A 25590-nucleotide genomic window follows, 5' to 3' on the forward strand; every position below is an offset into this window, starting at 1 on the left:
GAACAGGCGAAAAAAAACCGGGCGTAACCCGGTTTCTTCAACAACGCAGAGCGCATTACGGCTTGGCCACAAAACCAATCGCTTCGTAAACGGCTTTCAGCGTAACAGACGCGCGGGCGCTGGCTTTCTCCGCACCGTCTTTCATCACTTTCTGCAGGAAAGCTTCATCGTTACGGAAACGGTGATACCGCGCCTGAAGCTCGGTCAGCATGCCGGAAACGGCTTCTGCGACTTCACCTTTCAGATGACCATACATTTTGCCTTCGAAGTGCTGTTCCAGCTCCGGAATGCTCTGGCCAGTGACGGCAGAGAGGATATCCAGCAGGTTGGAAACACCTGCTTTGTTCTGCACGTCGTAGCGAACAACCGGCGGCTCTTCGGAGTCGGTCATCGCTCGTTTGATTTTCTTAACCACGGATTTCGGATCTTCCAGCAGGCCGATCACGTTGTTGCGGTTGTCATCCGACTTGGACATTTTCTTCGTCGGCTCCAGTAGCGACATCACGCGCGCACCGGATTTAGGAATGAACGGCTCAGGCACTTTGAAGATGTCGCCATACAGGGCGTTAAAGCGCTGGGCAATATCGCGGCTCAGTTCCAGATGCTGTTTCTGATCTTCGCCAACCGGTACCTGGTTGGTCTGATACAGCAGGATGTCTGCCGCCATCAGCACCGGATAATCAAACAGACCGGCGTTGATGTTCTCCGCATAGCGCGCGGATTTGTCTTTGAACTGGGTCATACGGCTCAGTTCGCCGAAGTAGGTGTAGCAGTTCAGCGCCCAACCTAGCTGGGCATGTTCCGGTACGTGAGACTGCACGAAAATGGTGCTTTTTTCAGGATCGATTCCGCATGCCAGATACAACGCCAGCGTATCCAGCGTTGCTTTACGCAGTTGCTGAGCATCCTGACGAACGGTGATGGCATGTTGGTCTACGATGCAGTAGATGCAATGGTAGTCATCCTGCATGCTCACCCACTGACGCAGCGCACCCATATAGTTGCCAATGGTCAATTCACCTGAGGGCTGTGCGCCACTAAAAACGATGGGCTTAGTCATTTTTTAATTCCTGATTTTCGCTATGCGGAAGCCCGAGAGCGGGCAGTAGTTCATTAATACGGTCGTAAATAACGTCGGGCTGGCTCAGCGCGATCGACTCGCCGTAGTTGTAGCCATAGGTCAGGCCAACGGACGGACAGCCAGCAGCTTTTGCCGCCTGAATATCATTGCGTGAATCCCCTACGAAGAGCATTTGCTCGGGCTTGATGCCAAGCTTGCTTGCCACCAACAGCAGCGGATCCGGATGCGGTTTTTTATTCTGCACGTCGTCACCACCGATGACCACGCTAAAGTATTTGGCGATATCCAACGCCTCGAGCAATGGCGCGACAAACGGAGTCGGTTTATTGGTCACCAGACCCAGCGGCAATCCTTTCGCATGCAGCGCGCCCAGCGTATCGGCAACATCAGGGAACAGGAATGTTCCCTCTTCTGCGACATCGCCGTAGTATCTGTCGAACAGCTTACGCAAAATACGCACCTGTTCCTCGGCGGGAATATCATCATCAACGGGGGGTTTACCCATCGTTTTGCGTAAAGTTGCGCGCTCCTGACGAGACCACGCCAGCGCGCGCTCCATCAGTACATCTGCACCGTTACCAATCCAGGTGATAACACGTTCTTCACCGGCAACCGGCAGTTCCAGCGCATACAGCGCCATATCCACCGCAGCGGCTAATCCCGGCGCGCTGTCGACCAGCGTGCCGTCGAGGTCAAATGCAGCGCCCCGAATATCCTGAAACTTATCCATGACTTACCTTCGCCAGTTCATTGCGCATTTCATCAATGACTTTTTTGTAATCTGGTTGGTCGAAAATAGCTGAGCCTGCGACAAACATATCTGCGCCTGCCGCGGCGATTTCACCAATGTTGTTCACTTTGACGCCGCCGTCCACTTCCAGACGAATGTCATAGCCAGATTCATCAATGCGGCGACGCACTTCGCGCAGCTTATCCAATGTTTGCGGAATGAAGGACTGCCCGCCAAAGCCTGGGTTAACGGACATCAGCAGGATCACGTCGAGCTTGTCCATGACGTAATCCAGATAGCTCAGCGGCGTTGCCGGGTTGAACACCAGGCCCGCTTTACAACCATGCTCTTTGATCAGCTGTAAAGTGCGATCGACATGCTCGGAGGCTTCCGGATGAAAAGTAATGATGCTGGCGCCAGCGGCGGCGAAGTCCGGGACAATACGATCGACCGGTTTCACCATCAGGTGAACATCAATCGGGGCGGTGATGCCATATTTACGCAGCGATTTCAGGACCATCGGTCCGATGGTCAGATTCGGTACGTAGTGATTGTCCATGACGTCGAAGTGCACAACGTCGGCACCGGCAGTCAGCGCTCTCGCGGTGTCCTCACCCAGGCGGGCAAAATCAGCCGACAGAATTGAGGGGGCGATCAAATACTGTTTCATCCGCTTCTCCTTGAGAATTATTTCTTCGCAGGCGTTACAACTCCTGGTTTATACAGTGCCAGCAGTTCGTTCACCTTTTTACGCGTGCCGCCATTGCTGCTAATGCTGCGCCGCACTTTGACCTGAAAATGTTTCGCCGATCGGTACCACTCACGGGTATCGGGCGTGTCATGATTCGAAATTAACACCGGGATCTGCTTACTGACCAGCTTTTCTGCCATTTCGGCCAGATGCGCCTGCTCTTTTGGGCTGAAGCTGTTGGTATGATACGCGGTGAAATTTGCCGTCGCCGAAAGCGGTGCATAAGGCGGGTCACAATAGACCACAGAGTTGCTATCCGCACGATCCATGCACTCTTCATAGGAGAGGCAATGAAACTCCGCATTCTGCGCTTTTTCAGCAAAATGGTACAACTCGGCTTCCGGGAAATACGGTTTTTTATAACGACCAAACGGCACGTTAAACTCGCCGCGCAGGTTATAGCGACACAATCCGTTGTAACCGAAGCGGTTCAGATACAAGAACAGCACTGCACGGCGGAAGGGGTCCTGGCTGGCATTAAATTCTTCTCTGAACCGATAGTACACCTCAGCCTGATTGGTTTCAGGCATAAACAGCTCACGTGAAGCCTGCACATACTCATCGGTACGCGTCTTCACGATGTTATAGAGACTGATGAGGTCGCTGTTGATATCGGCAAGAATATAACGAGAAAAGTCGGTGTTAAGAAACACCGACCCGGCACCCACGAAAGGTTCAATCAGGCATTCACCCTTAGGTAAATGCCGTTTGATATCATCAAGCAGGGGGTATTTTCCCCCTGCCCATTTCAAAAAAGCGCGATTTTTTTTCATGCTGACTAACTAATTACACCTTCTCCGGCTGTGGAGAAAGCTCCGACAGCATCCTGCGCTTTAGTCTTTGTCCCGCAATTGGGCGAAACAGCAAACCATTGCAGAACATATCCTATCTTACTTCAAATCGGCCTGAACCTGGTGCAGCGGTTTTGCCCACGGGTTTTTCGCCTGAATATCGGCGGGTAACGTAGACACTGCACGTTTAGCATCTTCTTTAGACGCATACACGCCCGTCACCAGAACATACCACGGTTGACCGTTGCGCGTCGTCTGATACACCACGTAGTTCTTCAGGTTTTCTTTCTTCGCCCAACCGTTCAGGTTGTCGTAGTTAGAAGAACTGCTGAGCTGCAGCGTGTAATGACTGGACGGCGCAGATTTTAACGCTCCAACATTTCCTGCACTTTTCGCTCCGCCGGCAACAGGCGTTGACGCTGTTGCGGTTGGCGCAGGCGTTGCGGTCTGAGCAGGCGTGGTAGTCGCGGTTGCTTTCGGCTCAGCCGTCGCCTTCGGCGTAGCGGTAACCACAGGTGCTTTGGTTGTGGTCGTCGGCGCAGTTGCGGTTGGTTTTGCCTGAGCAACAGGTTTCGGCTCTGTCGGCGTCGCTTTCACCGTAGTTTGCGGTTTGCTCTTCGGTTCAATGACGGCCTGTTTACGTTCCTGATGCGTAGCCACAGGACGTTCAGTCGTTTCCGTTTTCGCAGTCTGGCGCGCAGCATTACCATTACGCATCGGCGCAACGGTCGCAGGCTCGGTCGGCAGCGTAGAGTTAACCACGACGTTGTTAACCTGCTCCTGACCTTGCGGCTGCGTCAGAGCGTTGTTCAGATCGCCCTGCACTTCAACACGCTGCTGGCCTTCAGTTGCCGCAGGCGTCTGACCTTGAGTTGGGGTTGAGGAAATCGGCGGCAGGGAAACATCCTGCTGGGTATTGCCAGCGGTCTGCTCAGCGCCCGTTGCAGGCGTAGTCGTACCCGCCTGATCCGTCGCGTTGCTGCCAGAAAGATCGATGCTCTTCTCGCCAGATGCAGTAGGCTCACTGGAAGAGGATGAGGGGGCTTTCAGCGCAGAACCGATACCGATGATCAGCAGCAACAGCACCAGAACACCGACACCCATCATCATATACTGACGAGAGGCAGGCTTACTGGCGGCTTTCTTACGCTTGCGCGGACGACGTTCTACACGCTCTTCATCCACGCCATCGTCATCAGATTCATACTCTTCTTCAATGTCCCGCTCTTCTTCACGCTCTTTACGCGTGCGCGCAGGACGGCGATCGTCAGCATCCAGATCAACATCATCAAAATTGATTTGCGGCTCATTATCGCGTTCAGACGATTGACGAGAACGACCAGTACGACGATCGCTGGGATCGGGTTTCAGCTCGTCTTCTGGTTTGAATTCATCCATTTAACACCCCACTCAAAGGTTAATGCTTACGACTTTGCACATAACCTGAAGCTAAAAGACCTACGTTTTGCAACGTAAGCCAGACCTTTCTTGTTGTTACGCCTGCTGGCAATCAGCAATAGCGTTAAGAACCACCTCGTGCGACACTCCGCCGCGCACTTCACTCTTCCCTATGGCCCGCGGAAGCACTAAACGAATCTCTCCCGCTAACACTTTTTTATCTCGCAGCATATGCGGCAGATAAGCTTCAACAGACATCTCACGCGGCCCATTAACCGGTAAGCCCGCTCGCTGCAGTAGCGTAATGATGCGCTGCGTATCTGCGGAGGTAAACTGCCCAAGGCGTTCTGACGTACGAGCAGCCATTACCATACCTGCTGCGACTGCTTCACCATGTAACCAATTGCCATAACCCATTTCAGCTTCGATCGCATGGCCAAACGTGTGTCCCAGATTCAGTAAAGCACGTAAGCCCATTTCGCGCTCGTCTGCTGCGACAACTTCTGCTTTCAGCTCACAACAACGGCGAATACAGTACGCCATCGCCGGGCCGTCCAGACGCAGTAACGCATCCAGATTGTCTTCCAGCCAGCTGAAAAATTCACCGTCAAGAATGATGCCGTATTTGATTACTTCCGCCAGCCCCGATGCCAGCTCACGCGCAGGAAGCGTTTTCAGACAATCGAGATCCACCACCACGGAGGCCGGTTGGTAAAACGCGCCAATCATGTTTTTACCGAGGGGATGGTTTACGGCGGTTTTGCCGCCAACGGAGGAGTCGACCTGTGACAACAGGGTTGTCGGGACTTGAATAAAACGCACACCACGCTGATAACTGGCTGCCGCAAAACCGGTCAGATCGCCAATCACGCCGCCGCCAAGTGCGACTAACGTGGTATCACGACCGTGCGGTTTTTGCAGTAACGCGGTGAAAACCGTATCCAGAACCGTCAGGCTTTTATACTGCTCGCCATCGGGAAGGATAACGCTATCAACGTTAACACCCGCCTGTTCAAGTACGCCGCGAACCTTATCGAGATAAAGGGGAGCCAGGGTTTCGTTGGTCACCAACATAACCTGATCGCCCGATTTCAGCGGTAAGAATGAAGCTGGCTCATTGAACAAACCAGCCGCGATGGTGATAGGGTAACTACGTTCCCCGAGAGTGACTGTGATCCTCTCCATTACGCGACATCCACCTTAGTTACTTGTACCCGCAGACGAGTGTGTATTCAGCCAGAATTAGTTGCTTTCCAACATATGAATAATCTGGTTTGCTACGACTTTTGCGCTCTGATCGTCGGTGCGAATGGTCACGTCAGCAATCTCTTCGTACAGAGGATTGCGTTCGTCAGCCAACGCTTCCAGAACTTCACGAGGCGGTGATTCTACCTGCAGCAGCGGGCGTTTCTTGTCGCGTTGAGTACGCGCAAGTTGTTTTTCAATTGTCGTTTCAAGATAGACCACGACGCCACGCGCGGAGAGACGGTTACGTGTTTCACGTGATTTTACAGAGCCACCGCCAGTTGCCAGCACAATACCCTGTTTTTCCGTCAACTCGTTGATGACTTTTTCTTCGCGATCACGGAAGCCGTCTTCACCTTCTACATCGAAGACCCAGCCCACATCAGCTCCGGTTCGTTTCTCAATCTCTTGATCAGAATCGTAAAATTCCATATTGAGTTGTTGAGCTAACTGGCGCCCAATAGTGCTTTTTCCGGCACCCATAGGCCCAACCAGAAAGATATTGCGTTTCTCTGCCATTTTTTCGGTACTACTAAGACTATTCGTTAATGATAAACCCGCTTCGCAGACACCCAGCGCAGCAGGACATGAACTGAAACCTCATAAGATATTGCGAGAGTCAGACTGAAAATTATCTCAATACTCAAGCGGGTTTGGCAACTGAATAAATCACCAAACCTTACGCATTTCTGGTCGTGGCAGGCATGCTACCCTGCAAACATCAGACCTGGCGACGTATCGCGCAGCCAAATGACACCAAATAAGCCTATGACACACCACCAGAAAGGCAAAGCGTATTTACTGCCGCATAAGTAAAGAAAAGCACCGACGCTCAAATCGGTACTCCTTGTATGCTAAATACACCCGCACGTCAAATCCCTGAAACGTGTTCAGTGCAAAAACAACGGCTTTTCATGCATAAGTTATTGCGCTGAAACCAGTCTGGGCGTAATAAAAACCACTAATTCGCGCCGTTCGTCTTCTTTACCATCATGGCGAAAGAAAGTGCCAAGCCAGGGAATGTCGCCTAACAACGGCACGCTGTCGGCTGCGGATTTATTTTTATGTGAAAAAATGCCGCCCAGCGCAATCGTCTCGCCGCTTTTTACCTCGACCTGGGTTTCAATCTCCTGCTTATCAATAGCCAGAACCTCGCCATCCGCCTGCTGCAGCACCTGCCCGGGAACATTCTGGCTGATATGCAGTTTCAGTCTGATGCGCCCTTTCTGCAATACGGTGGGCGTTACCTCCATCCCCAGTACCGCTTCCTTAAACTCGACGGATGTCGCGCCGCTTTCACCGCTGGAGACCTGATAAGGGATCTCGCTACCCTGCTTAATACTGGCAGGTTGCAGGTGAGAAGCCAGTAAGCGAGGGCTGGCAATGATATCCAGTTGCTGTTTTTGCTCCAGCGCAGACAGCTCCAGCTCAAGTAAACGGCCGTTAATACGGCCAATGTTAAATCCCACACGTGATGTGGCGGCGGATACAGAGAGATCGCTGGCAAGCGTTGTGACGTTCCCTACCGCCCCCGGTTGCTGTGCGTCAGCCAGCGACCACTTAACCCCCAGCTCACGCAAACTTTTTTCATTAATCGTGACGATATGCGCCGCCAGTTCGACCTGGGCAACCGGCAAATCCATTTGCGCCACCCATTTTTCCAGTGCATTAAGCGCAACGCTATTGTCACGCAGCAGTAAGCGGTTGGTTCGTTTATCCACCGTCATGCTTCCTTTGGCGCTAAGCAGCTTTTCTCCGGCTTTGGCCAGCTCTGTGGCATCGGCATATTGCAAAATAATGCTGCGCTGCTCCAGTGGCAAACTGGCCTGAATCCGTGCCTGTTCATTGTCCTGGCGGGCCGCATTTTCACTCTGCCATTGGACAGAATGCACATGCAGAATATTGCCCTCCTGTCGTAATACCAGCCCGGCGCTTTTCACCACCGTTTGCAATGCCTGTTTCCAGGGGACATCCGTCAAATGCAGCGACAGCACGCCGCTGACATCCGGTGAAACGACCAGGTTCTTCTGCTCCTGTTCAGCCAGCGCCTGCAATACCTGTACAACCGGTACATCATCGACCACCAGCGTCACGTTTTGTGGTTTTCCCGCCAGCGCGCTCGTTATTCCAACCGCCAGCGCGAAGAGTATCCACGCTATCCATCGCTTCATTTACCGCTCCTTGTCGTTGCCACTGCCACCGCGGCGGCTCGCAGTTTTTCCCTGTGTCGAGCGTTACGCTCAGGGCCGTTATCTGTGTAATCGTCCAACCGTTTTTCAGGAGGTCATTTCGCTCAATCCGTCGCCATTTTTTCTGGCTATCCTGAACAATGCCGATAGGTCGTGCGCCCTGGCTCACCATGCCCTGAAAACGCCATGTCGGCAGTTCAGCAATTTGGCAACGGTCCTCCGGCGGCAGAAAGGGATTACGCATACCAGTGAGCATCAGTACGCTTACGCATACCAACAGCCAACGTTCAACCGTCATTCAGGCGCTCCAGTTGTAGCGTTAGCAGCAGATCCGAACCTTCAGCGCTAAGCGAAAACCGGCTGACGTTCATCCCCTGATCCGCCAGTAGGGCAAACATCGGCGGGATGGCATCCCAGGCGGGCTTCAGCGTCATCTCTCCGCCCTGTGCAGAGGGCTGCCAGTGGAGAAGACGTGCCAGAGGAGTCTGAAACCGCAGCGGGGAAAACGGAATCAACGTCTCTTCAGGCTCTCCTGGCGATGCCGCCAACAGATATAAATTTCGCCATTGCGCCTGAATGGCCGCGCGTTGCTGGCTTAGCGCCTCTTGCTGCATAATCCGTTTCTGCCAGGGGGAGTTGAGGCATAGCAAGACGGCGATGAGCAGTCCCAACATCCAGGCGCACCAGCAGAAAACTCGAAAACGTGGCGACTGCGCTAACCAGCTATCACAGAGCGTTATCATGCGCACCGCTCCGCGTCAGTCGATAGTGGAATTGCCAGCGTCCCTGCGCATCCTGCAGCGTTTCACCAGGACTGCCCAATGTAAACAGCGGTTGCTGACGTAATTGCGCTTCCAGCGCCCTCAGCGCGGCAAAGTTCAGCGTGTTTCCCGTCAGTTCCAGCGTCTCCTGCTGCCAGGTGATTCTTGTTAGCCACGCCTGCTCCGGCAGTAATTCCGCCAGTCCTTGCAAAACCTGCTGCCAGTTTCGGGTCTGCTCACGCTGTTTGTTCCGCGCCTGAACCTGTAGCCATCGTTGCTGGCGCTGCTGCATATGCGGCTTTAGCGCCATTAAGGCCTCGGCCCGCCTCTTTTCGGCGTCTGCCAGCAGTAATTCAGCCCGGTTTTCGACGTTCATCACGCTGTAACCGCGCAATAACACGCCGATACTGAGCAGGATTGAAGCGCTAAATAAAACACACCAGAAGCGCAGGCAGGCGCGGCGTCGCGTTTGGCGCCAGGGCAGAAGGTTGATAGTCGCTATCATTAGCACGCGCCTCCCATAGCGAGTCCCAGAGCAATGGCGAAGCGATGGCCTGGCGTTGGAATTGGCGGCTGGCGTACAGACACCACGCTTAATGGATCGAAGCCGCCGGGACCGCATAGCGCAATGGCTGTCGTGGGAAGCGACAATGTCGCGGCAAGCTCGTCGACACTGTCAATATCGCCTGTTGATTTACGTCCCCATGCCGAACGGGTCGCCCATAGCCACTGGGCGTCATCACGCCATGCCAGACACTGATGATGTTCGGGCAGGTAGGGCATAAATCGCTGTAATGCGCTGGCATCCGGCGTAATCGCCGTAACGTGTACCTTCAACGTTTGGATAAGCGTCAGAAGCGCTGAAATCTCTTTGCTTTGCGCAGCCGTGACGTTAAACGCCGGGCTCAACGTGTCTTCGCTATAATCAAAATGCAGCGCATCCGGCGCCATATCCAGCTCTCGCGCCATCGAGCCGGACAACCAGGCGGTTTGCTCCGGCTCACGCAACGTCATTTCCGGACGAGGGTACTTTTTTTGTAACGTCCTGTTGGCGGGAAAGGAGAGATGAATATGGTGTCGGCGAGGAAGCTCCCGGCTCCACGGCAGTAGCGCTGCGACAAGCTGTTCAGGCTCGCGAATGTGGCCATCGACGATAACCTGGGACGTCAGCGGTATACGCCACCAGCGCTGGAGAAACCAACCGGATGCGTCGTGAACAGCGGCGACAGCCAGCGCTTCATGTTGCTGAATATGCAAACCAATTTTCCAGATATTGAAAGCCATTGCTGATGATCTCCTTATCACCCGTTGCTTTAACGGGTATATCAATGCGTCTGGCTTGCCTTTATACTACCGCGCGTTTGTTTATAAACTGCCCAAATGCCACTAAATGGGAAATCTCCAGTGAAGTTCGTAAAGTATTTATTAATCCTTGCAGTATGTTGCATCCTGCTGGGAGCAGGCTCGATTTATGGCCTCTATCGCTATATTGAGCCGCAATTACCTGACGTCGCGACGCTCAAAGATGTGCGTTTACAGATCCCGATGCAGGTTTACAGCGCTGACGGCGAGCTGATCGCGCAATATGGCGAGAAACGTCGAATTCCGGTTACGCTGGATCAAATGCCGCCGGTGATGGTTAAAGCCTTTATCGCCACAGAAGACAGTCGCTTTTATGAGCACCATGGGGTAGACCCGGTGGGGATCTTCCGTGCAGCCAGCGTCGCGTTGTTTTCCGGCCACGCATCGCAAGGGGCGAGTACCATTACCCAACAGTTGGCGAGAAACTTCTTCCTCAGCCCGGAACGTACGCTGATGCGTAAGATCAAGGAAGTGTTCCTGGCGATCCGCATTGAACAACTGCTGAGTAAAGATGAGATCCTCGAACTGTATCTGAACAAGATCTATCTGGGGTATCGCGCCTATGGCGTGGGTGCTGCCGCTCAGGTCTATTTCGGTAAGACCGTAGATCAGCTGAGCTTAAGTGAAATTGCGGTGATTGCCGGTCTGCCAAAAGCGCCGTCAACCTTCAACCCCCTCTATTCGATGGACCGGGCAACCGCGCGACGTAACGTCGTGCTGTCGCGTATGCTGAGCGAAAACTACATCACGCAGGCCCAGTACGATCAGGCACGCGGCGAGGCCATTGACGCCAACTACCACGCGCCGGAAATCGCCTTCTCCGCGCCGTATCTGTCTGAAATGGTGCGCCAGGAGATGTATAACCGTTATGGCGAGAAAGCCTATGAAGACGGGTATCGCATCACCACCACCATTACGCGCAAAGTACAGCAAGCTGCCCAGCAGGCGGTACGTAACAACGTGATGGATTACGACATGCGCCACGGCTACCGCGGCCCGTCGAATGTGCTGTGGAAAGTGGGCGAAAGCAGTTGGGACAGCAAGAAAATCACCGATACGCTGAAAGCACTGCCGACTTATGGCCCCTTGCTTCCGGCGGTTGTTACCAGCGCTAATCCGCAGGAAGCCATTGCCACGCTGGCGGATGGTACCTCCGTGTCATTACGAATGGATGGTATGCGCTGGGCGCGTCCTTACCGCTCGGATACCCAACAAGGCCCAACGCCGCGTAAAGTGACCGACGTAGTACAGACCGGCCAGCAAATCTGGGTACGCCAGGTTGGCGATGCCTGGTGGCTGGCGCAAGTGCCGGACGTCAACTCCGCACTGGTGTCCATCAATCCGCAAAACGGCGCGGTGCTGGCGCTGGTCGGTGGTTTTGACTTCAACCAGAGCAAGTTTAACCGTGCAACCCAGGCGCTACGCCAGGTGGGTTCCAACATCAAACCCTTCCTGTATACCGCTGCGATGGATAAAGGTCTGACGCTGGCGAGTATGCTCAACGACGTACCGATCTCCCGCTGGGATGCCGGTGCCGGTTCCGACTGGCAGCCGAAGAACTCACCGCCGCAGTATGCTGGTCCTATTCGCTTACGTCAGGGGCTGGGCCAGTCGAAAAACGTGGTGATGGTACGCGCCATGCGCGCCATGGGCGTGGATTACGCGGCAGAGTATCTACAACGTTTTGGTTTCCCGGCACAGAACATTGTGCACACCGAGTCGCTGGCGCTGGGTTCGGCCTCGTTCACGCCGTTGCAGGTGGCGCGCGGTTACGCGGTGATGTCTAACGGCGGTTTCCTGGTCGACCCGTATTTCATCAGTAAGATCGAAAGCGATATGGGCGGCGTTATCTTCGAAGCGAAGCCGAAAATTGCCTGTCCGGAATGCGATATTCCGGTGATTTACGGCGATACCCAGAAATCTAACGTACTGGAAAACAGTAACGTAGAAGATGTCGCCGTCTCGCAGGAACAGCAAAATGCCGCCGTGCCAATGCCGCAGCTTGAGCAGGCCAACCAGGCACTGGTCGCACAAAGTGGAACGCAGGAGTACGCCCCACACGTGATCAACACGCCGCTGGCCTTCCTGATTAAAAGCGCACTGAACACCAATATCTTTGGTGAGCCAGGCTGGATGGGAACCGGTTGGCGCGCAGGTCGTGATTTACAACGTCACGATATCGGCGGGAAAACCGGGACCACCAACAGCTCTAAAGATGCGTGGTTCTCCGGCTACGGGCCAGGGGTGGTGACGTCAGTATGGATCGGCTTTGATGACCATCGTCGCAACCTTGGCCACACGACTGCTTCCGGGGCGATCAAAGACCAAATCTCCGGCTACGAAGGCGGCGCGAAGAGTGCGCAGCCTGCATGGGATGCCTACATGAAGTCCGTGCTGGAAGGCGTGCCTGAGCAGCCGCTGACGCCGCCGCCGGGTATCGTGACGGTCAACATCGATCGCAGCACCGGTCAACTGGCAAACGGCGGCAACAGCCGCGCAGAGTACTTCATTGAAGGCACACAGCCGACGCAACAGGCGGTGCATGAGGTGGGGACCACCATTATCGATAATGGTGAGACGCACGAACTGTTCTGATCGATTGCCGGATGGCGCTTCGCTTATCCGGCCTACATTTTCGGCGTAATCATTTGATATTGCTGGATGTTGTAGGCCGGATAAGGCGTCAGCCGCCATCCGGCAACATAAACTACAATCGTCCCTGCCCTTTCAGCCATTCGCGTACGAGGAACAGCGCACTGACATTACGCGCTTCGTGAAAATCAGGATCTTCCAGCAGGTCCATCAGATGCGCCAGCGGCCAGCGTACCTGCGGTAATGGCTCAGGTTCATCACCCTCCAGCGATTCAGGATATAAGTCCTCTGCCACCACGATGTTCATCTTGCTGGAGAAATAAGATGGCGCCATGCTGAGTTTCTTTAAAAAAGTCAGATCCTTTGCGCCAAACCCCACTTCTTCTTTTAACTCCCGATTCGCCGCCTCAAACACGCTTTCGCCAGGATCGATTAATCCCTTGGAAAAACCCAGTTCGTAAGATTCGGTCCCAACCGCGTATTCGCGGATGAGGATCAGGTGGTCGTCCACAATCGGCACAATCATTACCGCTTCACGCGTGGACGGACGCATACGTTCATAAACGCGGCGCACGCCATTGCTGAACTCAAGGTCCACGCTTTCGACTTTAAACAGCCGGGATTGGGCGACGGTTTCCACTTTCAAAATCGTGGGTTTCTGTAATGATTTGCTCATTGTGAGGATCTTTGCTGTGAAATCTGGGGTTATTGTGCGATATACCGCACGGTTTCGGCAATGTGAATTGCCGTTTATTTACATTTATGTAACGTACTAAAAGTTAATCCCTATTTCAAATTAAAAGTCAATAGGTTGAAATAACTCCAGGAATTTGCTGATATTCCATTTTTGGTGATTTTGCTATGATTCGCATTTACTGGGCTGTACTTAAAGATGCTCAAGTTCGACTCCACACTTGCCGATAGCCAACCACAGAATCACGAATATTGAACAGGGTGCGACTGGCCACGCCTGACAGACTAAGTAAGATGGGGAAAGCATGAGCACCATTCTGATTTTTTTAGCTGCTTTGCTGGCCTGCTCATTGCTTGCAGGATGGCTACTCAGAACGAAATCCAGACGGAAAAATTTACCCTTGAGCAACGTCTTCTCAGACGCCTCAAAGCGTAAACTCACGCCTGAAGAGCGCAGTGCAGTTGAAAACTATCTCGAAAGCCTTAGTCAAATTCAGCAGGTGCCGAGTCCAACGGGCGCCAGCTCCGCGCCGGTATCGTTAACGCTGAATGCCCAAAGTAATAGCGTCATCGTACTGACGCACGCGATTACACGTTACGGCATTACTACCGACGATCCTAACAAATGGCGTTACTATCTCGATTCCGTTGAAGTGCATCTTCCCCCTTTCTGGGAACAATACATCAATGACGAAAACAGCGTTGAGTTAATCCACACCAATACGATACCACTGGTTATCTCTCTGAACGGCCACACGCTGCAGGAATATATGCAGGAAGCGCGTGGCTATGCGCTACAGCATACCGCCTCTACCCAGGCGTCCATTCGCGGTGAAGAAAGCGAGCAGATCGAACTGCTGAATATTCGCCAGGAAACCCATGAAGAATACGCACTCAGCCGCCCGTCGGGATTGCGCGAAGCGCTGCTGATTGCCGCATCATTCCTGCTGTTCTTTTTCTGCTTAATCATTCCGGATACGTTTGCTCCGTGGGCCGTTGGTGGCGCGGTGCTGCTACTGGCGGCAGGTCTGTGGGGACTGTTCGCCCCGCCGTCTAAAACCGCCCTGCGGGAAATTCATTGTCTGCGCGGTACGCCGCGTCGCTGGGGACTGTTTGGCGAAAACGATCAGGAGCAAATCAATAATATCTCGCTAGGCATTATTGATCTTATTTATCCCCCTCACTGGCAGCCTTACATCGCACAGGATCTTGGCCAGCAAACGGATATCGATATTTATCTCGATCGCCATGTTGTCCGCCAGGGGCGTTTTTTATCCCTGCATGATGAAGTGAAAAACTTCCCGTTACAGCACTGGCTGCGCAACGCCGTCATCGCGGGCGGCTCATTGCTGGTACTGCTGATGCTGCTGTTTTGGATCCCTCTGGATATGCCGATAAAGCTAACGCTTTCCTGGATGAAGGGCGCGCAAACTATCGAAGCCACCAGCGTAAAACAGCTCGAAAACGCGGGCGTTCGCGTGGGTGACACGCTGCACCTGAGCGGTACGGGTATGTGTAACATTCATACCCAGGGGAGCTGGAATGCGCAGCCTGCCACGCCGTTTATGCCTTTCGATTGCACGCAAATTATCTGGAATGACGCGCGCGCATTGCCGCTACCTGAGTCCGATCTGGTAAATAAAGCTACCGCGCTCACGCAGGCCGTGAACCGCCAGCTGCATCCCAAAGCTGATGATGACTCTCGCGTCAGCGCATCGTTACGCTCGGCCATCCAAAAGTCCGGCATGGTGTTACTTGACGATTTTGGCGAGATTGTCCTGAAAACGGCCGATCTGTGCGCAGCCAAAGATGAATGTGTACGTTTAAAAAATGCGCTGGTAAACCTTGGTAACAGTAAAGACTGGACCGCGCTGGTGAAACGAGCAAACGCAGGCAAACTGGATGGAGTGAACGTGCTGCTGCGTCCGGTAAGCGCGGAGTCGCTGGATAATTTGGTGAATACCTCTACGGCGCCGTTTATTTCACGCGAGACTGCGCGAGCGGCCCAGGCGCTGAATAGCCCTGCTCCCGGCGGTTTCCTGATTATCAGCGACGAAGGCAGCGATCTGGTCGATCAGCCGTGGCCGACGACCTCGTTATATGACTATCCTCCCCAGGAACAGTGGAACGCCTTTCAGCGCCTGGCGCAGATGCTGATGCAGACGCCGTTTCGCGCGGAGGGGATCGTCACCAATATTTCGACTGACGCCAATGGCACCCAGCACATTGGTCTGCACCGTATCCCGGATCGTTCAGGATTATGGCGCTACCTTGGCACGACGCTGCTGATGTTCTCCATGCTCGGATGCGCTGTCTACAACAGCATACAGGCATTCAGACGCTATCAGCGTAACCGCACCCGCATCGCGGAAATTCAGAGCTACTACGAAAGCTGCCTGAATCCAACGCTGATTGACGACCCGGAAAGCCTGATTCGATAACACGCTCGCGCGACAGGATATGCTACTCTGTCGCGCATCATGTTTTCTTCTGGGGAGTTTCCATGCATATCAATATTGCCTGGCAGGATGTCGACACCGTGTTGTTAGATATGGACGGCACGCTGCTCGACCTGGCATTCGATAACTATTTCTGGCAAAAGCTGGTGCCGGAAACCTATGGCGCGAAGCAGGGTATCTCTCCCCAGGAAGCCCAGGACTATATTCGTCAGCAGTATCATGCCGTGCAGCATACGCTAAACTGGTACTGCCTGGATTACTGGAGCGAGTGCCTGGATCTGGATATTTGCGCCATGACTACGGAACAGGGACCGCGCGCCGTTTTGCGTGAAGATACCGTACCGTTTCTTGATGCCTTAAAAGCCAGCGGCAAGCGCCGTATTTTGCTCACCAACGCGCATCCGCATAATCTGGCGGTGAAGCTTGAGCATACCGGTCTGGCCTCACACCTTGATTTATTACTTTCCACCCACACATTTGGTTATCCCAAAGAGGATCAGCGGTTATGGCACGCTGTGGCTGAAGAAACGGGAATGAGTGCAGAGAAGACGCTATTTATTGACGACAGCGAACCCATTCTCGACGCCGCTGCCCTGTATGGTATTCGTTACTGCCTCGGCGTAACCAATCCCGACTCTGGCATTGCGGAAAAACAGTACGCACGCCATCCGTCATTGAATGACTACCGCCGACTGATCCCCTCACTGATGTGAAGGAGACGCCATGAAAGAAAAGCCCTCTACTGAAGTCAGGCTGGATAAATGGCTGTGGGCGGCACGCTTTTACAAAACGCGTGCGCTAGCCCGCGAAATGGTTGAAGGCGGTAAGGTGCATTACAACGGCCAGCGCAGCAAGCCGAGCAAGATTGTCGAGCTGAACGCCACCCTCACCCTGCGCCAGGGAAATGACGAACGAACGGTCATTATCAAGGCTATTACCGAGCAGCGTCGCCCGGCCACGGAAGCCGTTACGCTGTATGAAGAAACCGCGGAAAGCGTGGAAAAACGCGAAAAAGTGGCGCTGGCGCGTAAACTTAACGCGTTAACCATGCCGCACCCGGACAGGCGACCGGACAAGAAAGAGCGCCGCGACCTGTTACGATTTAAACATGGCGACAGTGAGTGACTGTCACCTGCAAGAGAGATGATTATGCCGCAACATGACCAATTACATCGTTATCTGTTTGAAAACTTTGCCGTGCGCGGCGAGCTGGTGACCGTTTCGGAAACTCTGCAACAGATCCTCGAAAATCATACTTACCCGCAGCCGGTCAAAAACGTGCTGGCTGAACTGCTGGTCGCCACCAGCCTGCTCACCGCCACGCTGAAGTTTGCCGGTGATATCACCGTGCAGCTGCAGGGTGATGGTCCGCTGAGCCTGGCCGTCATTAACGGCAACAACAATCAGCAGATGCGCGGCGTGGCCCGCATGCAGGGTGATATTCCTGAAGGCGCGGATCTGAAAACGCTGGTAGGCAACGGTTACCTGGTGATCACCATTACCCCGGAAGAAGGCGAACGCTATCAGGGCGTGGTCGGTCTGGAAGGTGACACGCTGGCCGCCTGTCTGGAAGATTACTTCATGCGTTCTGAACAGCTGCCGACACGCCTGTTTATCCGTACTGGCGACGTCGATGGCAAACCTGCTGCTGGCGGAATGCTGCTGCAGGTAATGCCGGCGCAAAACGCGCAGGCAGATGATTTCGATCACCTGACCGCCCTGACCGAAACCATTAAAACCGAAGAGCTGTTGACGCTGCCGGCCAACGAAGTGTTGTGGCGCTTGTACCACGAAGAAGAGGTCACCCTCTATGATCCGCAGGACGTTGAGTTCAAATGCACCTGTTCACGCGAACGCTGCGCTGGTGCACTGAAAACGCTGCCGGACGAAGAAGTGGACAGCATTCTGGCGGAAGAAGGCGAGATCGATATGCACTGCGATTATTGCGGTAGCCACTATCTGTTTAACGCCATGGACATTGCTGAGATCCGCAGCAATGCATCCCCGGCAGACCCGCAGGTACATTAAATCACGAGCCCGGTAGTTTGCTCTACCGGGCTAAATTCCGCTTACTCTGCGTAATACTGCATCTTTATCCGTGCGCCGTGAATGACAATATACGCCACGCTCTGAACGCTGAATCCAGTTGCTCATTCGCCCCCGTCTGCCGCAGACCAATAGATCTCATGCTCCAGTAAGTGATTCGTGAACGTTCAACACTATGCATGTCGTCATCCAGCATCACGAGAAAGCCTCATAATCGCATCAACTTCACAATTTTGAGCATTGATGGACCGAATTCAGACCACCGCCACGGGAAGTGAATCGATATTGTTTATGTATGAGTTACGTTATTTTCTTACGTGAATGCGATTACACTCACAAGATTCCCGCCAAAAACACTCTCTATTAACGTTTTAAGAACATTTTCCACAACAAAAAAGGGTTTCCTGCCATAATATCCGCCTCTTTGTGACAGGAGTCGCAGCGCATTCGGTTACCCGTGATTTTCCCGGATGCGTAAATCTATGAGCCTTGTCGCGGTTAGCAATCCCTAAAAAACCTTACTATTCCAGGTAATACATATTGGCTAAGGAGCAGTGAAATGCGTGTGAACACCAGTTTAACCCCGCAAGATCTCAAGGCTTATGGTATCAATGACGTTCAGGATATCGTTTACAATCCAGACTACGACACACTTTTCCAGGAGGAACTTGATCCTTCCCTGCAAGGTTATGAGCGTGGCGTGTTAACGAACCTGGGCGCCGTTGCAGTTGATACCGGTATCTTTACCGGACGTTCGCCAAAGGATAAGTACATTGTCCGTGACGACACCACGCGCGACACGCTCTGGTGGTCAGACAAAGGTAAAGGTAAGAACGACAACAAACCGCTCTCCCAGGAAACCTGGCAGCATCTGAAAGGATTAGTCACCCAGCAGCTTTCAGGCAAGCGTCTGTTTATCATTGATGCTTTCTGCGGCGCTAACGCCGATACCCGCCTTTCCGTACGCTTCATTACCGAAGTTGCCTGGCAGGCGCATTTTGTCAAAAACATGTTCATCCGCCCAAGCGAGGAAGAGCTGGTTGATTTCAAACCTGATTTCATCGTGATGAACGGCGCTAAATGTACCAACCCACAGTGGAAAGAGCAGGGTCTGAACTCCGAAAACTTCGTAGCTTTCAACCTGACTGAGCGTATCCAACTGATTGGCGGAACCTGGTACGGCGGCGAAATGAAGAAAGGTATGTTCTCCGTAATGAACTACCTGCTGCCGCTGAAGGGCATTGCCTCCATGCACTGCTCGGCAAACGTCGGGGAAAAAGGTGATGTGGCGGTCTTCTTTGGCCTGTCCGGCACCGGTAAAACCACGCTGTCCACTGACCCGAAACGCCGCCTGATTGGCGATGACGAACACGGCTGGGATGACGACGGCGTGTTTAACTTCGAGGGTGGTTGCTACGCGAAGACCATCAAACTGTCTAAAGACGCCGAGCCGGAAATCTACAACGCGATCCGTCGTGATGCGCTGCTGGAAAACGTCACCGTGCGCGAAGATGGTTCCATCGATTTCGATGACGGTTCCAAAACTGAAAACACCCGTGTGTCCTACCCGATTTATCACATCGAAAACATCGTTAAGCCGGTGTCGAAAGCGGGCCACGCGACCAAAGTTATCTTCCTGACCGCCGACGCGTTTGGCGTGCTGCCGCCGGTTTCTCGCCTGACGGCAGACCAAACCCAGTACCACTTCCTGTCTGGCTTCACCGCCAAACTGGCCGGTACCGAACGTGGCGTCACCGAACCAACCCCAACCTTCTCTGCCTGCTTCGGCGCAGCATTCCTGTCGCTGCACCCAACGCAGTACGCAGAAGTGCTGGTGAAACGCATGCAGGCGGCAGGTGCGCAGGCATATCTGGTTAACACTGGCTGGAACGGTACCGGCAAGCGTATCTCTATCAAAGATACCCGCGCGATCATCGACGCCATCCTGAACGGTTCGCTGGATGACGCGGAAACGTTCCGTCTGCCGATGTTTGACCTCGCTATCCCTACCGAGCTGCCGGGCGTAGACACTCGCATTCTCGATCCGCGTAATACCTACGCGTCTCCGGAGCAGTGGCAGGAAAAAGCCAATGCACTGGCGAAACTGTTTATCGAGAACTTCGAGAAATACACCGACACCCCTGCGGGTGAAGCGCTGGTTAGCGCCGGACCGAAGCTGTAACGAAAAGTGCCGGATGGCGGTTTCGCCTTATCCGGCCTACAGCAACAAAAAGGGAGGCATTTCGCCTCCCTTTGTTATGCGTCTTTCGTGTTGCCCGGCGCGCGAGTGAAGGGCACCGGAAGCCAGGCGCGAATCGACAACCCTCCTCGCTCGCTGGTACCAATTTCCAGCATACCGTTATGGTTATCGATAATACGCTGCACAATCGCCAGACCCAGCCCTGTGCCGCTGGTACTACGCGCGCTGTCGCCGCGGACAAACGGCTGGAACAGATGCTTACGCTGCTCAGGCTTGATGCCCGGACCATCATCCTCTACCTGGAACCAGGCGCGATGCGTCTCCGTACCGCTGCTGACTTTAATCCAGCCGTTGCCGTAGCGGGCGGCGTTAACCACCATATTGGCAACCGCACGCTTGATCGACAGCGGGTGCATCTTCACCTGAATGCTGCCAGGCAGCAGCGCAGTTTCGATTTCACGTTCATAGCCGCTTTCCGCCGCGACCACTTCGCCTAACACCGAATTCAGATCCGCCATCTCCATCGGCATCTCCTGACCGGTACGCAGGTAGTCGATGAACTGCTCGATAATGGCGTTACACTCTTCGATGTCCTTATTGATGGATTCCGCGAGATAACCGTCCTCTTCGCCCATCATTTCGGTCGCCAGACGAATACGCGTCAGCGGAGTACGTAAATCGTGGCTCACACCCGCCATTAACAGCGTACGGTCATCGGCCAGTTGCTTCACACCTGCGGCCATATGGTTAAAGGCTCGGGTTACGGAGCGCACCTCTGAAGCGCCATACTCACGCAACGGCGGCGGAATGATGCCTTTCCCCACCTGCAGCGCCGCATGCTCCAGATCCACCAACGGTCGGTTCTGGATACGAATAAACAGCCATGCCCCACCGATAGCCAGCAGCATAATCGCCAGCGTATAGCGGAACAGCGGTGAGAAATCGCCCTGGTGGATTTCGGTCAGCGGTACGCGTACCCAGATATTGGGCGACAGCCAGGTTTTCAGCCAGACGACCGGCGAGCTTTTGTTCACCTCAACGCGGACTTCCGTTGGGCCACCCAGTTGCTGCGCCATCTGATGACTTAAGAATTCATAGTGTTGCGCCCAACGCAGTCCGGCCTCTTCAGCGGCCTCGTTGGAATAGAGGGAAATACCCAGCTCACGGTAAATTTCCCGGCGGAATGCGGGCGGCACCACCAGTTGCGTACCGTCCTCCAGCTGCAGTTTATCGGTCATCAGCATACGAACTTCGTAGGCCAGGACCTTATTAAACTGCTGGAGGCTCGGCAGAATCGCGAAGTTCAGCACTACCAGGTAAGTCGTCACCAGGCTGGCAAACAGCAAGGTGACGATGAGCAATAACGTGCGGGCAAACGAACTTCGTGGCGAGAAGCGCATTCGCCTCATGCTTTAGAACCGTCCGGAACAAAGACGTAGCCCAGACCCCATACGGTCTGAATGTAGCGCGGATGCGCCGGATCTTCTTCCACCATACGACGCAGACGGGAGATTTGGACGTCGATAGAACGCTCCATCGCCGAGTATTCACGGCCACGGGCCAGGTTCATCAGCTTGTCGCGGGACAACGGTTCACGCGGGTGACTTACCAGCGCTTTCAGTACCGCGAATTCCCCGCTGGTGAGCGGCATTGGCTCATCTTCGCGGAACATTTCACGCGTACCGAGGTTCAGTTTGAACTTACCAAACGCAATGACCGCTTCTTCCTGAGAAGGCGCGCCCGGCAGTTCGTTCGCCTGACGACGCAGTACAGCGCGAATACGCGCCAGCAGTTCACGCGGGTTAAACGGTTTCGGGATGTAATCGTCAGCGCCGATTTCCAGCCCTACGATACGGTCAACTTCTTCACCCTTCGCGGTGACCATAATGATCGGCATCGGGTTGCTCTGGCTGCGCAGGCGACGGCAAATAGACAGACCATCTTCTCCCGGCAGCATTAGATCCAGCACCATCAGGTGGAAGGACTCACGGGTCAGCAGACGATCCATCTGCTCAGCGTTTGCGACGCTTCGAACCTGGAAGCCCTGCTCGGTCAGATAACGCTCCAGAAGCGCACGCAAGCGCATGTCGTCATCGACCACCAGAATCTTATAGTTCTCTTGCATTGTTATTACTCCCAAAGGTTCGCAACAATTAAGTGTATATTCTTAAGAAAGCTAACGTGAGTCACCAGCGAATTCTGGTATGAATTCCAGGCTAAATTGTTACAAAGCATATTAAACAGCAGCTTAAGTATACAATGTTTCTCGCAATACATTATTTATTCTGTTGATATGCTCACGTAATACCAATTGTGCGCATCATCACAGAGTCGAAGGTAAAACAATAAGATGAAAACGCCCCTGATAACCCGTGAAGGGTATGAAAAACTTAAACAAGAGCTGAATTATCTCTGGCGTGAAGAGCGCCCGGAAGTCACCAAAAAAGTTACCTGGGCCGCAAGTCTGGGTGACCGCAGCGAAAATGCCGACTACCAGTATAATAAAAAGCGCCTGCGTGAGATCGACCGCCGCGTCCGTTATTTGACCAAGTGCATGGAGAATCTGAAAATCGTCGATTACTCCCCCCAGCAGGAGGGCAAAGTCTTCTTTGGCGCATGGGTTGAGATCGAAAATGACGATGGCGACATCCGCAAATTCCGCATTGTCGGCTACGATGAGATATTCGGTCGTAAAGATTACATCTCTATCGACTCGCCGATGGCGCGGGCGCTGCTGAAAAAAGAGGTCGGCGATCTCGCGATAGTAAACACTCCCGGCGGTGAAGCCAGCTGGTACGTGAACGAGATTGAATACGTGAAGTGAGACCGGAACAATCCGAAGCCCCCGTAGATGACTGGCATTTTTGCCAGTCAATCCGTATAACTATCCCCTGATTTTTTATCCTATAGACGAAGCTATCCATGATGAATGATTCTTTCTGCCGCATTATCGCAGGTGAAATTCAGGCTCGTGCTGAACAGGTAGAAGCTGCCGTTCGCCTGCTTGATGAAGGGAACACCGTGCCGTTTATCGCACGTTATCGTAAGGAAATCACCGGCGGTCTGGACGATACGCAACTGCGTAATCTGGAGACCCGTCTGGGATATCTGCGTGAACTGGAAGACCGCCGTCAGGCAATCCTGAAATCTATCGGCGAGCAAGGCAAACTGACCGAGGATCTGGCGAACGCGATCAACGGCACGTTAAGTAAGACCGAACTCGAAGATCTCTATCTGCCGTACAAACCTAAGCGCCGCACCCGTGGGCAGATCGCTATTGAGGCCGGACTGGAGCCACTGGCAGACCTGCTGTGGAACGAACCATCCCACGACCCGGAAACGGAAGCCGCAAAATATCTCAATGCCGAAAACGGCGTGGCGGATACCAAAGCCGCCCTCGACGGCGCCCGCTACATTCTGATGGAGCGCTTCGCCGAAGACGCCGCGCTGCTGGCGAAAGTCCGTGATTATCTGTGGAAAAACGCCCACCTGGTCGCCACCGTGGTCAGCGGTAAAGAAGAGGAAGGCGCTAAGTTCCGCGACTACTTCGATCACCACGAGCCTATCTCCACCGTGCCATCCCACCGTGCCCTGGCCATGTTCCGTGGTCGTAATGAAGGTGTGTTGCAGCTTTCACTGAACGCCGATCCGCAATTCGATGAGCCGCCAAAAGAGAGCCACGGCGAGCAGATTATCCAGGATCACCTGGGACTGCGCCTGAACAATGCACCTGCCGACAGCTGGCGTAAAGGCGTGGTTAGCTGGACGTGGCGCATCAAAGTGCTGATGCACCTTGAAACCGAGCTGATGGGTACCGTGCGCGAACGTGCGGAAGATGAAGCGATCAACGTCTTTGCCCGTAACCTGCATGACCTGCTGATGGCCGCCCCGGCCGGACTGCGCGCCACCATGGGGCTCGATCCTGGTCTGCGTACCGGTGTAAAAGTGGCGGTAGTTGACGGTACCGGCAAGCTGGTCGCGACCGATACCATTTATCCGCATACCGGCCAGGCCGCCAAAGCCGCCGTTGCCGTTGCGGCGTTATGCGAAAAATATAACGTTGAGCTGGTGGCGATTGGTAACGGTACGGCGTCGCGCGAAACCGAGCGTTTCTTCCTCGACGTACAGAAGCAATTCCCGCAAGTGACGGCACAGAAAGTGATCGTCAGTGAAGCTGGGGCATCGGTTTACTCTGCTTCCGAGCTGGCGGCGTTGGAGTTCCCGGACCTCGACGTTTCGCTACGCGGTGCGGTGTCTATCGCCCGTCGTCTGCAGGATCCGCTGGCTGAGCTGGTGAAAATCGATCCGAAATCTATCGGTGTGGGCCAGTATCAGCACGACGTTAGCCAGACGCAGCTGGCGCGTAAGCTGGATGCGGTAGTGGAAGACTGTGTGAACGCCGTCGGCGTCGATCTGAATACCGCCTCCGTACCACTGCTGACCCGCGTTGCCGGCCTGACGCGCATGATGGCGCAAAACATCGTCGCCTGGCGCGATGAGAACGGTCAGTTCCAGAACCGTCAGCAACTGCTAAAAGTCAGCCGTCTGGGGCCTAAAGCCTTTGAACAGTGCGCGGGCTTCCTGCGTATCAACCACGGCGATAACCCGCTGGATGCCTCTACCGTTCACCCGGAAGCTTATCCGATTGTGGAACGCATTCTGGCCGCCACCGAGCAATCGCTGCGCGATCTGATGGGCAACAGCAGCGAACTGCGCAATCTGAAAGCCGCCGATTTTACCGACGAACGCTTCGGGGTGCCGACCGTCACCGACATCATCAAAGAGCTGGAAAAACCGGGCCGTGACCCACGTCCTGAATTTAAAACCGCGCAGTTTGCTGATGGCGTCGAAACCATGAACGATCTGCTGCCGGGAATGATTCTGGAAGGGGCTGTCACCAACGTCACCAATTTCGGCGCGTTTGTTGATATTGGCGTGCATCAGGATGGTCTGGTGCATATCTCTTCGCTGTCGAATAAGTTCGTCGAAGATCCACACACCGTGGTGAAAGCGGGCGACATTGTGAAGGTGAAAGTGCTGGAAGTGGACCTGCAGCGTAAGCGTATCGCGCTGACCATGCGTCTGGACGAGCAGCCGGGTGAAACCAATGCGCGTCGCGGCGGCGGGAATAACGATCGCACTCAGAGCAATCGCCCGGCGCCGAAAGCCGCGAAACCGCGTGGTCGTGACGCCCAGCCTGCGGGCAACAGCGCCATGATGGATGCGCTGGCGGCGGCAATGGGTAAAAAGCGCTAAGTTTAAACCGTGTGCCGGATGGTGGAGTAAACACCC

The 25590-nt window shown here is 54.0% G+C and carries 23 protein-coding genes; 8 read left to right on the forward strand and 15 right to left on the reverse strand.

The window, feature by feature from the left end:
- Nucleotides 1–55: 55 nt before the first annotated feature.
- The 12 genes from trpS to OGV80_RS06865 all read right to left on the reverse strand — a co-directional run bounded on the left by trpS (nucleotide 56) and on the right by OGV80_RS06865 (nucleotide 10230).
- Nucleotides 56–1060, reverse strand: coding sequence for a tryptophan--tRNA ligase (gene trpS, locus OGV80_RS06810; protein ID WP_043018566.1), 1005 nt, complete (start codon nucleotides 1058–1060; stop codon nucleotides 56–58).
- The gene (gene gph, locus OGV80_RS06815; protein ID WP_047408202.1) at nucleotides 1053–1811 is read right to left on the reverse strand and encodes a phosphoglycolate phosphatase; all 759 of its coding nucleotides are present in this window, start codon (nucleotides 1809–1811) and stop codon (nucleotides 1053–1055) included. The genes trpS and gph overlap by 8 nt, the downstream gene beginning before the upstream one ends.
- Entirely contained in the window at nucleotides 1804–2481 is a 678-nt protein-coding gene (gene rpe, locus OGV80_RS06820; RefSeq protein ID WP_003023561.1) for a ribulose-phosphate 3-epimerase, read from the reverse strand. The genes gph and rpe overlap by 8 nt, the downstream gene beginning before the upstream one ends.
- A 17-nt stretch (nucleotides 2482–2498) precedes the next feature.
- Nucleotides 2499–3335 (reverse strand): adenine-specific DNA-methyltransferase, encoded by an 837-nt coding sequence (gene dam, locus OGV80_RS06825; RefSeq protein WP_043018568.1) that lies wholly within the window; start codon nucleotides 3333–3335, stop codon nucleotides 2499–2501.
- A 117-nt stretch (nucleotides 3336–3452) separates the two neighbouring features.
- On the reverse strand, nucleotides 3453–4751 hold the full coding sequence (gene damX / locus OGV80_RS06830) for a cell division protein DamX (RefSeq protein ID WP_286514246.1): 1299 nt from the start codon (nucleotides 4749–4751) through the stop codon (nucleotides 3453–3455).
- Between the two features lie 96 nt (nucleotides 4752–4847).
- On the reverse strand, nucleotides 4848–5936 hold the full coding sequence (gene aroB, locus OGV80_RS06835; RefSeq protein ID WP_043018570.1) for a 3-dehydroquinate synthase: 1089 nt from the start codon (nucleotides 5934–5936) through the stop codon (nucleotides 4848–4850).
- Between the two features lie 57 nt (nucleotides 5937–5993).
- Nucleotides 5994–6515 (reverse strand): shikimate kinase AroK, encoded by a 522-nt coding sequence (gene aroK / locus OGV80_RS06840; RefSeq protein ID WP_003023552.1) that lies wholly within the window; start codon nucleotides 6513–6515, stop codon nucleotides 5994–5996.
- A gap of 404 nt (nucleotides 6516–6919) precedes the next feature.
- Entirely contained in the window at nucleotides 6920–8167 is a 1248-nt protein-coding gene (gene hofQ / locus OGV80_RS06845) for a DNA uptake porin HofQ (protein WP_087051950.1), read from the reverse strand.
- Nucleotides 8070–8483 carry a HofP DNA utilization family protein gene (locus tag OGV80_RS06850; RefSeq protein WP_087051949.1) on the reverse strand — a complete coding sequence of 138 codons (414 nt, stop codon included), beginning with the start codon at nucleotides 8481–8483 and terminating at the stop codon, nucleotides 8070–8072. The genes hofQ and OGV80_RS06850 overlap by 98 nt, the downstream gene beginning before the upstream one ends.
- On the reverse strand, nucleotides 8473–8928 hold the full coding sequence (locus OGV80_RS06855) for a HofO family protein (protein WP_087051948.1): 456 nt from the start codon (nucleotides 8926–8928) through the stop codon (nucleotides 8473–8475). The genes OGV80_RS06850 and OGV80_RS06855 overlap by 11 nt, the downstream gene beginning before the upstream one ends.
- Nucleotides 8912–9451 (reverse strand): PilN domain-containing protein, encoded by a 540-nt coding sequence (locus OGV80_RS06860; RefSeq protein ID WP_087051947.1) that lies wholly within the window; start codon nucleotides 9449–9451, stop codon nucleotides 8912–8914. The genes OGV80_RS06855 and OGV80_RS06860 overlap by 17 nt, the downstream gene beginning before the upstream one ends.
- Nucleotides 9451–10230, reverse strand: a complete 780-nt coding sequence (locus OGV80_RS06865; RefSeq protein ID WP_087051946.1) for a type IV pilus biogenesis protein PilM — start codon at nucleotides 10228–10230, stop codon at nucleotides 9451–9453. Before OGV80_RS06865 ends, OGV80_RS06860 begins: the two co-directional genes overlap by 1 nt.
- A gap of 120 nt (nucleotides 10231–10350) precedes the next feature.
- On the opposite strand from OGV80_RS06865, the gene mrcA reads away from it, so the two are divergent.
- A complete protein-coding gene (gene mrcA, locus OGV80_RS06870; protein WP_047408184.1) occupies nucleotides 10351–12903 on the forward strand; it encodes a peptidoglycan glycosyltransferase/peptidoglycan DD-transpeptidase MrcA in 2553 nt (850 codons plus the stop codon).
- 112 nt (nucleotides 12904–13015) lie between these two features.
- On the opposite strand, the gene nudE is transcribed toward mrcA, so the two are convergent.
- Nucleotides 13016–13576 (reverse strand): ADP compounds hydrolase NudE, encoded by a 561-nt coding sequence (gene nudE, locus OGV80_RS06875; RefSeq protein WP_003827667.1) that lies wholly within the window; start codon nucleotides 13574–13576, stop codon nucleotides 13016–13018.
- A gap of 322 nt (nucleotides 13577–13898) precedes the next feature.
- Between nudE and igaA the strand changes: the two genes are divergently transcribed.
- The 5 genes from igaA to pckA all read left to right on the forward strand — a co-directional run bounded on the left by igaA (nucleotide 13899) and on the right by pckA (nucleotide 20280).
- On the forward strand, nucleotides 13899–16034 hold the full coding sequence (igaA, locus tag OGV80_RS06880) for an intracellular growth attenuator protein IgaA (RefSeq protein ID WP_047408180.1): 2136 nt from the start codon (nucleotides 13899–13901) through the stop codon (nucleotides 16032–16034).
- Nucleotides 16035–16096: 62 nt separating this feature from the next.
- Nucleotides 16097–16765 carry a GMP/IMP nucleotidase gene (yrfG, locus tag OGV80_RS06885; protein WP_003023533.1) on the forward strand — a complete coding sequence of 223 codons (669 nt, stop codon included), beginning with the start codon at nucleotides 16097–16099 and terminating at the stop codon, nucleotides 16763–16765.
- 10 nt (nucleotides 16766–16775) lie between these two features.
- Nucleotides 16776–17177 (forward strand): ribosome-associated heat shock protein Hsp15, encoded by a 402-nt coding sequence (hslR, locus tag OGV80_RS06890; protein ID WP_019078146.1) that lies wholly within the window; start codon nucleotides 16776–16778, stop codon nucleotides 17175–17177.
- A gap of 24 nt (nucleotides 17178–17201) precedes the next feature.
- Nucleotides 17202–18080 carry an Hsp33 family molecular chaperone HslO gene (gene hslO, locus OGV80_RS06895; protein WP_016157640.1) on the forward strand — a complete coding sequence of 293 codons (879 nt, stop codon included), beginning with the start codon at nucleotides 17202–17204 and terminating at the stop codon, nucleotides 18078–18080.
- A gap of 577 nt (nucleotides 18081–18657) precedes the next feature.
- A complete protein-coding gene (gene pckA / locus OGV80_RS06900; protein WP_043018578.1) occupies nucleotides 18658–20280 on the forward strand; it encodes a phosphoenolpyruvate carboxykinase (ATP) in 1623 nt (540 codons plus the stop codon).
- A gap of 74 nt (nucleotides 20281–20354) precedes the next feature.
- On the opposite strand, the gene envZ is transcribed toward pckA, so the two are convergent.
- Together envZ and ompR are read right to left on the reverse strand one after the other, a co-directional pair.
- Complete coding sequence (gene envZ / locus OGV80_RS06905) at nucleotides 20355–21707, reverse strand: two-component system sensor histidine kinase EnvZ (RefSeq protein ID WP_043018579.1); 1353 nt, start codon at nucleotides 21705–21707, stop codon at nucleotides 20355–20357.
- The gene (ompR, locus tag OGV80_RS06910) at nucleotides 21704–22423 is read right to left on the reverse strand and encodes an osmolarity response regulator transcription factor OmpR (protein ID WP_001157751.1); all 720 of its coding nucleotides are present in this window, start codon (nucleotides 22421–22423) and stop codon (nucleotides 21704–21706) included. The genes envZ and ompR overlap by 4 nt, the downstream gene beginning before the upstream one ends.
- 225 nt (nucleotides 22424–22648) lie before the next feature.
- Between ompR and greB the strand changes: the two genes are divergently transcribed.
- Nucleotides 22649–23122, forward strand: a complete 474-nt coding sequence (gene greB / locus OGV80_RS06915) for a transcription elongation factor GreB (protein ID WP_016154802.1) — start codon at nucleotides 22649–22651, stop codon at nucleotides 23120–23122.
- Between the two features lie 98 nt (nucleotides 23123–23220).
- Nucleotides 23221–25554 (forward strand): Tex family protein, encoded by a 2334-nt coding sequence (locus OGV80_RS06920; RefSeq protein WP_087051945.1) that lies wholly within the window; start codon nucleotides 23221–23223, stop codon nucleotides 25552–25554.
- The last annotated feature ends 36 nt before the right edge of the window (nucleotides 25555–25590 follow it).

The organism is Citrobacter sp. Ce119 (assembly GCF_030334525.1).
Taxonomy (GTDB): domain Bacteria; phylum Pseudomonadota; class Gammaproteobacteria; order Enterobacterales; family Enterobacteriaceae; genus Citrobacter; species Citrobacter europaeus.

Bases quoted from the DNA above. Each gene is read 5' to 3' on its own strand.
- trpS (WP_043018566.1), bottom strand. From the start codon at position 1,060: ATGACTAAGCCCATCGTTTTTAGTGGCGCACAGCCCTCAGGTGAATTG.
- gph (WP_047408202.1), bottom strand. From the start codon at position 1,811: ATGGATAAGTTTCAGGATATTCGGGGCGCTGCATTTGACCTCGACGGC.
- rpe (WP_003023561.1), bottom strand. From the start codon at position 2,481: ATGAAACAGTATTTGATCGCCCCCTCAATTCTGTCGGCTGATTTTGCC.
- dam (WP_043018568.1), bottom strand. From the start codon at position 3,335: ATGAAAAAAAATCGCGCTTTTTTGAAATGGGCAGGGGGAAAATACCCC.
- damX (WP_286514246.1), bottom strand. From the start codon at position 4,751: ATGGATGAATTCAAACCAGAAGACGAGCTGAAACCCGATCCCAGCGAT.
- aroB (WP_043018570.1), bottom strand. From the start codon at position 5,936: ATGGAGAGGATCACAGTCACTCTCGGGGAACGTAGTTACCCTATCACC.
- aroK (WP_003023552.1), bottom strand. From the start codon at position 6,515: ATGGCAGAGAAACGCAATATCTTTCTGGTTGGGCCTATGGGTGCCGGA.
- hofQ (WP_087051950.1), bottom strand. From the start codon at position 8,167: ATGAAGCGATGGATAGCGTGGATACTCTTCGCGCTGGCGGTTGGAATA.
- OGV80_RS06850 (WP_087051949.1), bottom strand. From the start codon at position 8,483: ATGACGGTTGAACGTTGGCTGTTGGTATGCGTAAGCGTACTGATGCTC.
- OGV80_RS06855 (WP_087051948.1), bottom strand. From the start codon at position 8,928: ATGATAACGCTCTGTGATAGCTGGTTAGCGCAGTCGCCACGTTTTCGA.
- OGV80_RS06860 (WP_087051947.1), bottom strand. From the start codon at position 9,451: ATGATAGCGACTATCAACCTTCTGCCCTGGCGCCAAACGCGACGCCGC.
- OGV80_RS06865 (WP_087051946.1), bottom strand. From the start codon at position 10,230: ATGGCTTTCAATATCTGGAAAATTGGTTTGCATATTCAGCAACATGAA.
- nudE (WP_003827667.1), bottom strand. From the start codon at position 13,576: ATGAGCAAATCATTACAGAAACCCACGATTTTGAAAGTGGAAACCGTC.
- igaA (WP_047408180.1), top strand. From the start codon at position 13,899: ATGAGCACCATTCTGATTTTTTTAGCTGCTTTGCTGGCCTGCTCATTG.
- yrfG (WP_003023533.1), top strand. From the start codon at position 16,097: ATGCATATCAATATTGCCTGGCAGGATGTCGACACCGTGTTGTTAGAT.
- hslR (WP_019078146.1), top strand. From the start codon at position 16,776: ATGAAAGAAAAGCCCTCTACTGAAGTCAGGCTGGATAAATGGCTGTGG.
- hslO (WP_016157640.1), top strand. From the start codon at position 17,202: ATGCCGCAACATGACCAATTACATCGTTATCTGTTTGAAAACTTTGCC.
- pckA (WP_043018578.1), top strand. From the start codon at position 18,658: ATGCGTGTGAACACCAGTTTAACCCCGCAAGATCTCAAGGCTTATGGT.
- envZ (WP_043018579.1), bottom strand. From the start codon at position 21,707: ATGAGGCGAATGCGCTTCTCGCCACGAAGTTCGTTTGCCCGCACGTTA.
- ompR (WP_001157751.1), bottom strand. From the start codon at position 22,423: ATGCAAGAGAACTATAAGATTCTGGTGGTCGATGACGACATGCGCTTG.
- greB (WP_016154802.1), top strand. From the start codon at position 22,649: ATGAAAACGCCCCTGATAACCCGTGAAGGGTATGAAAAACTTAAACAA.
- OGV80_RS06920 (WP_087051945.1), top strand. From the start codon at position 23,221: ATGATGAATGATTCTTTCTGCCGCATTATCGCAGGTGAAATTCAGGCT.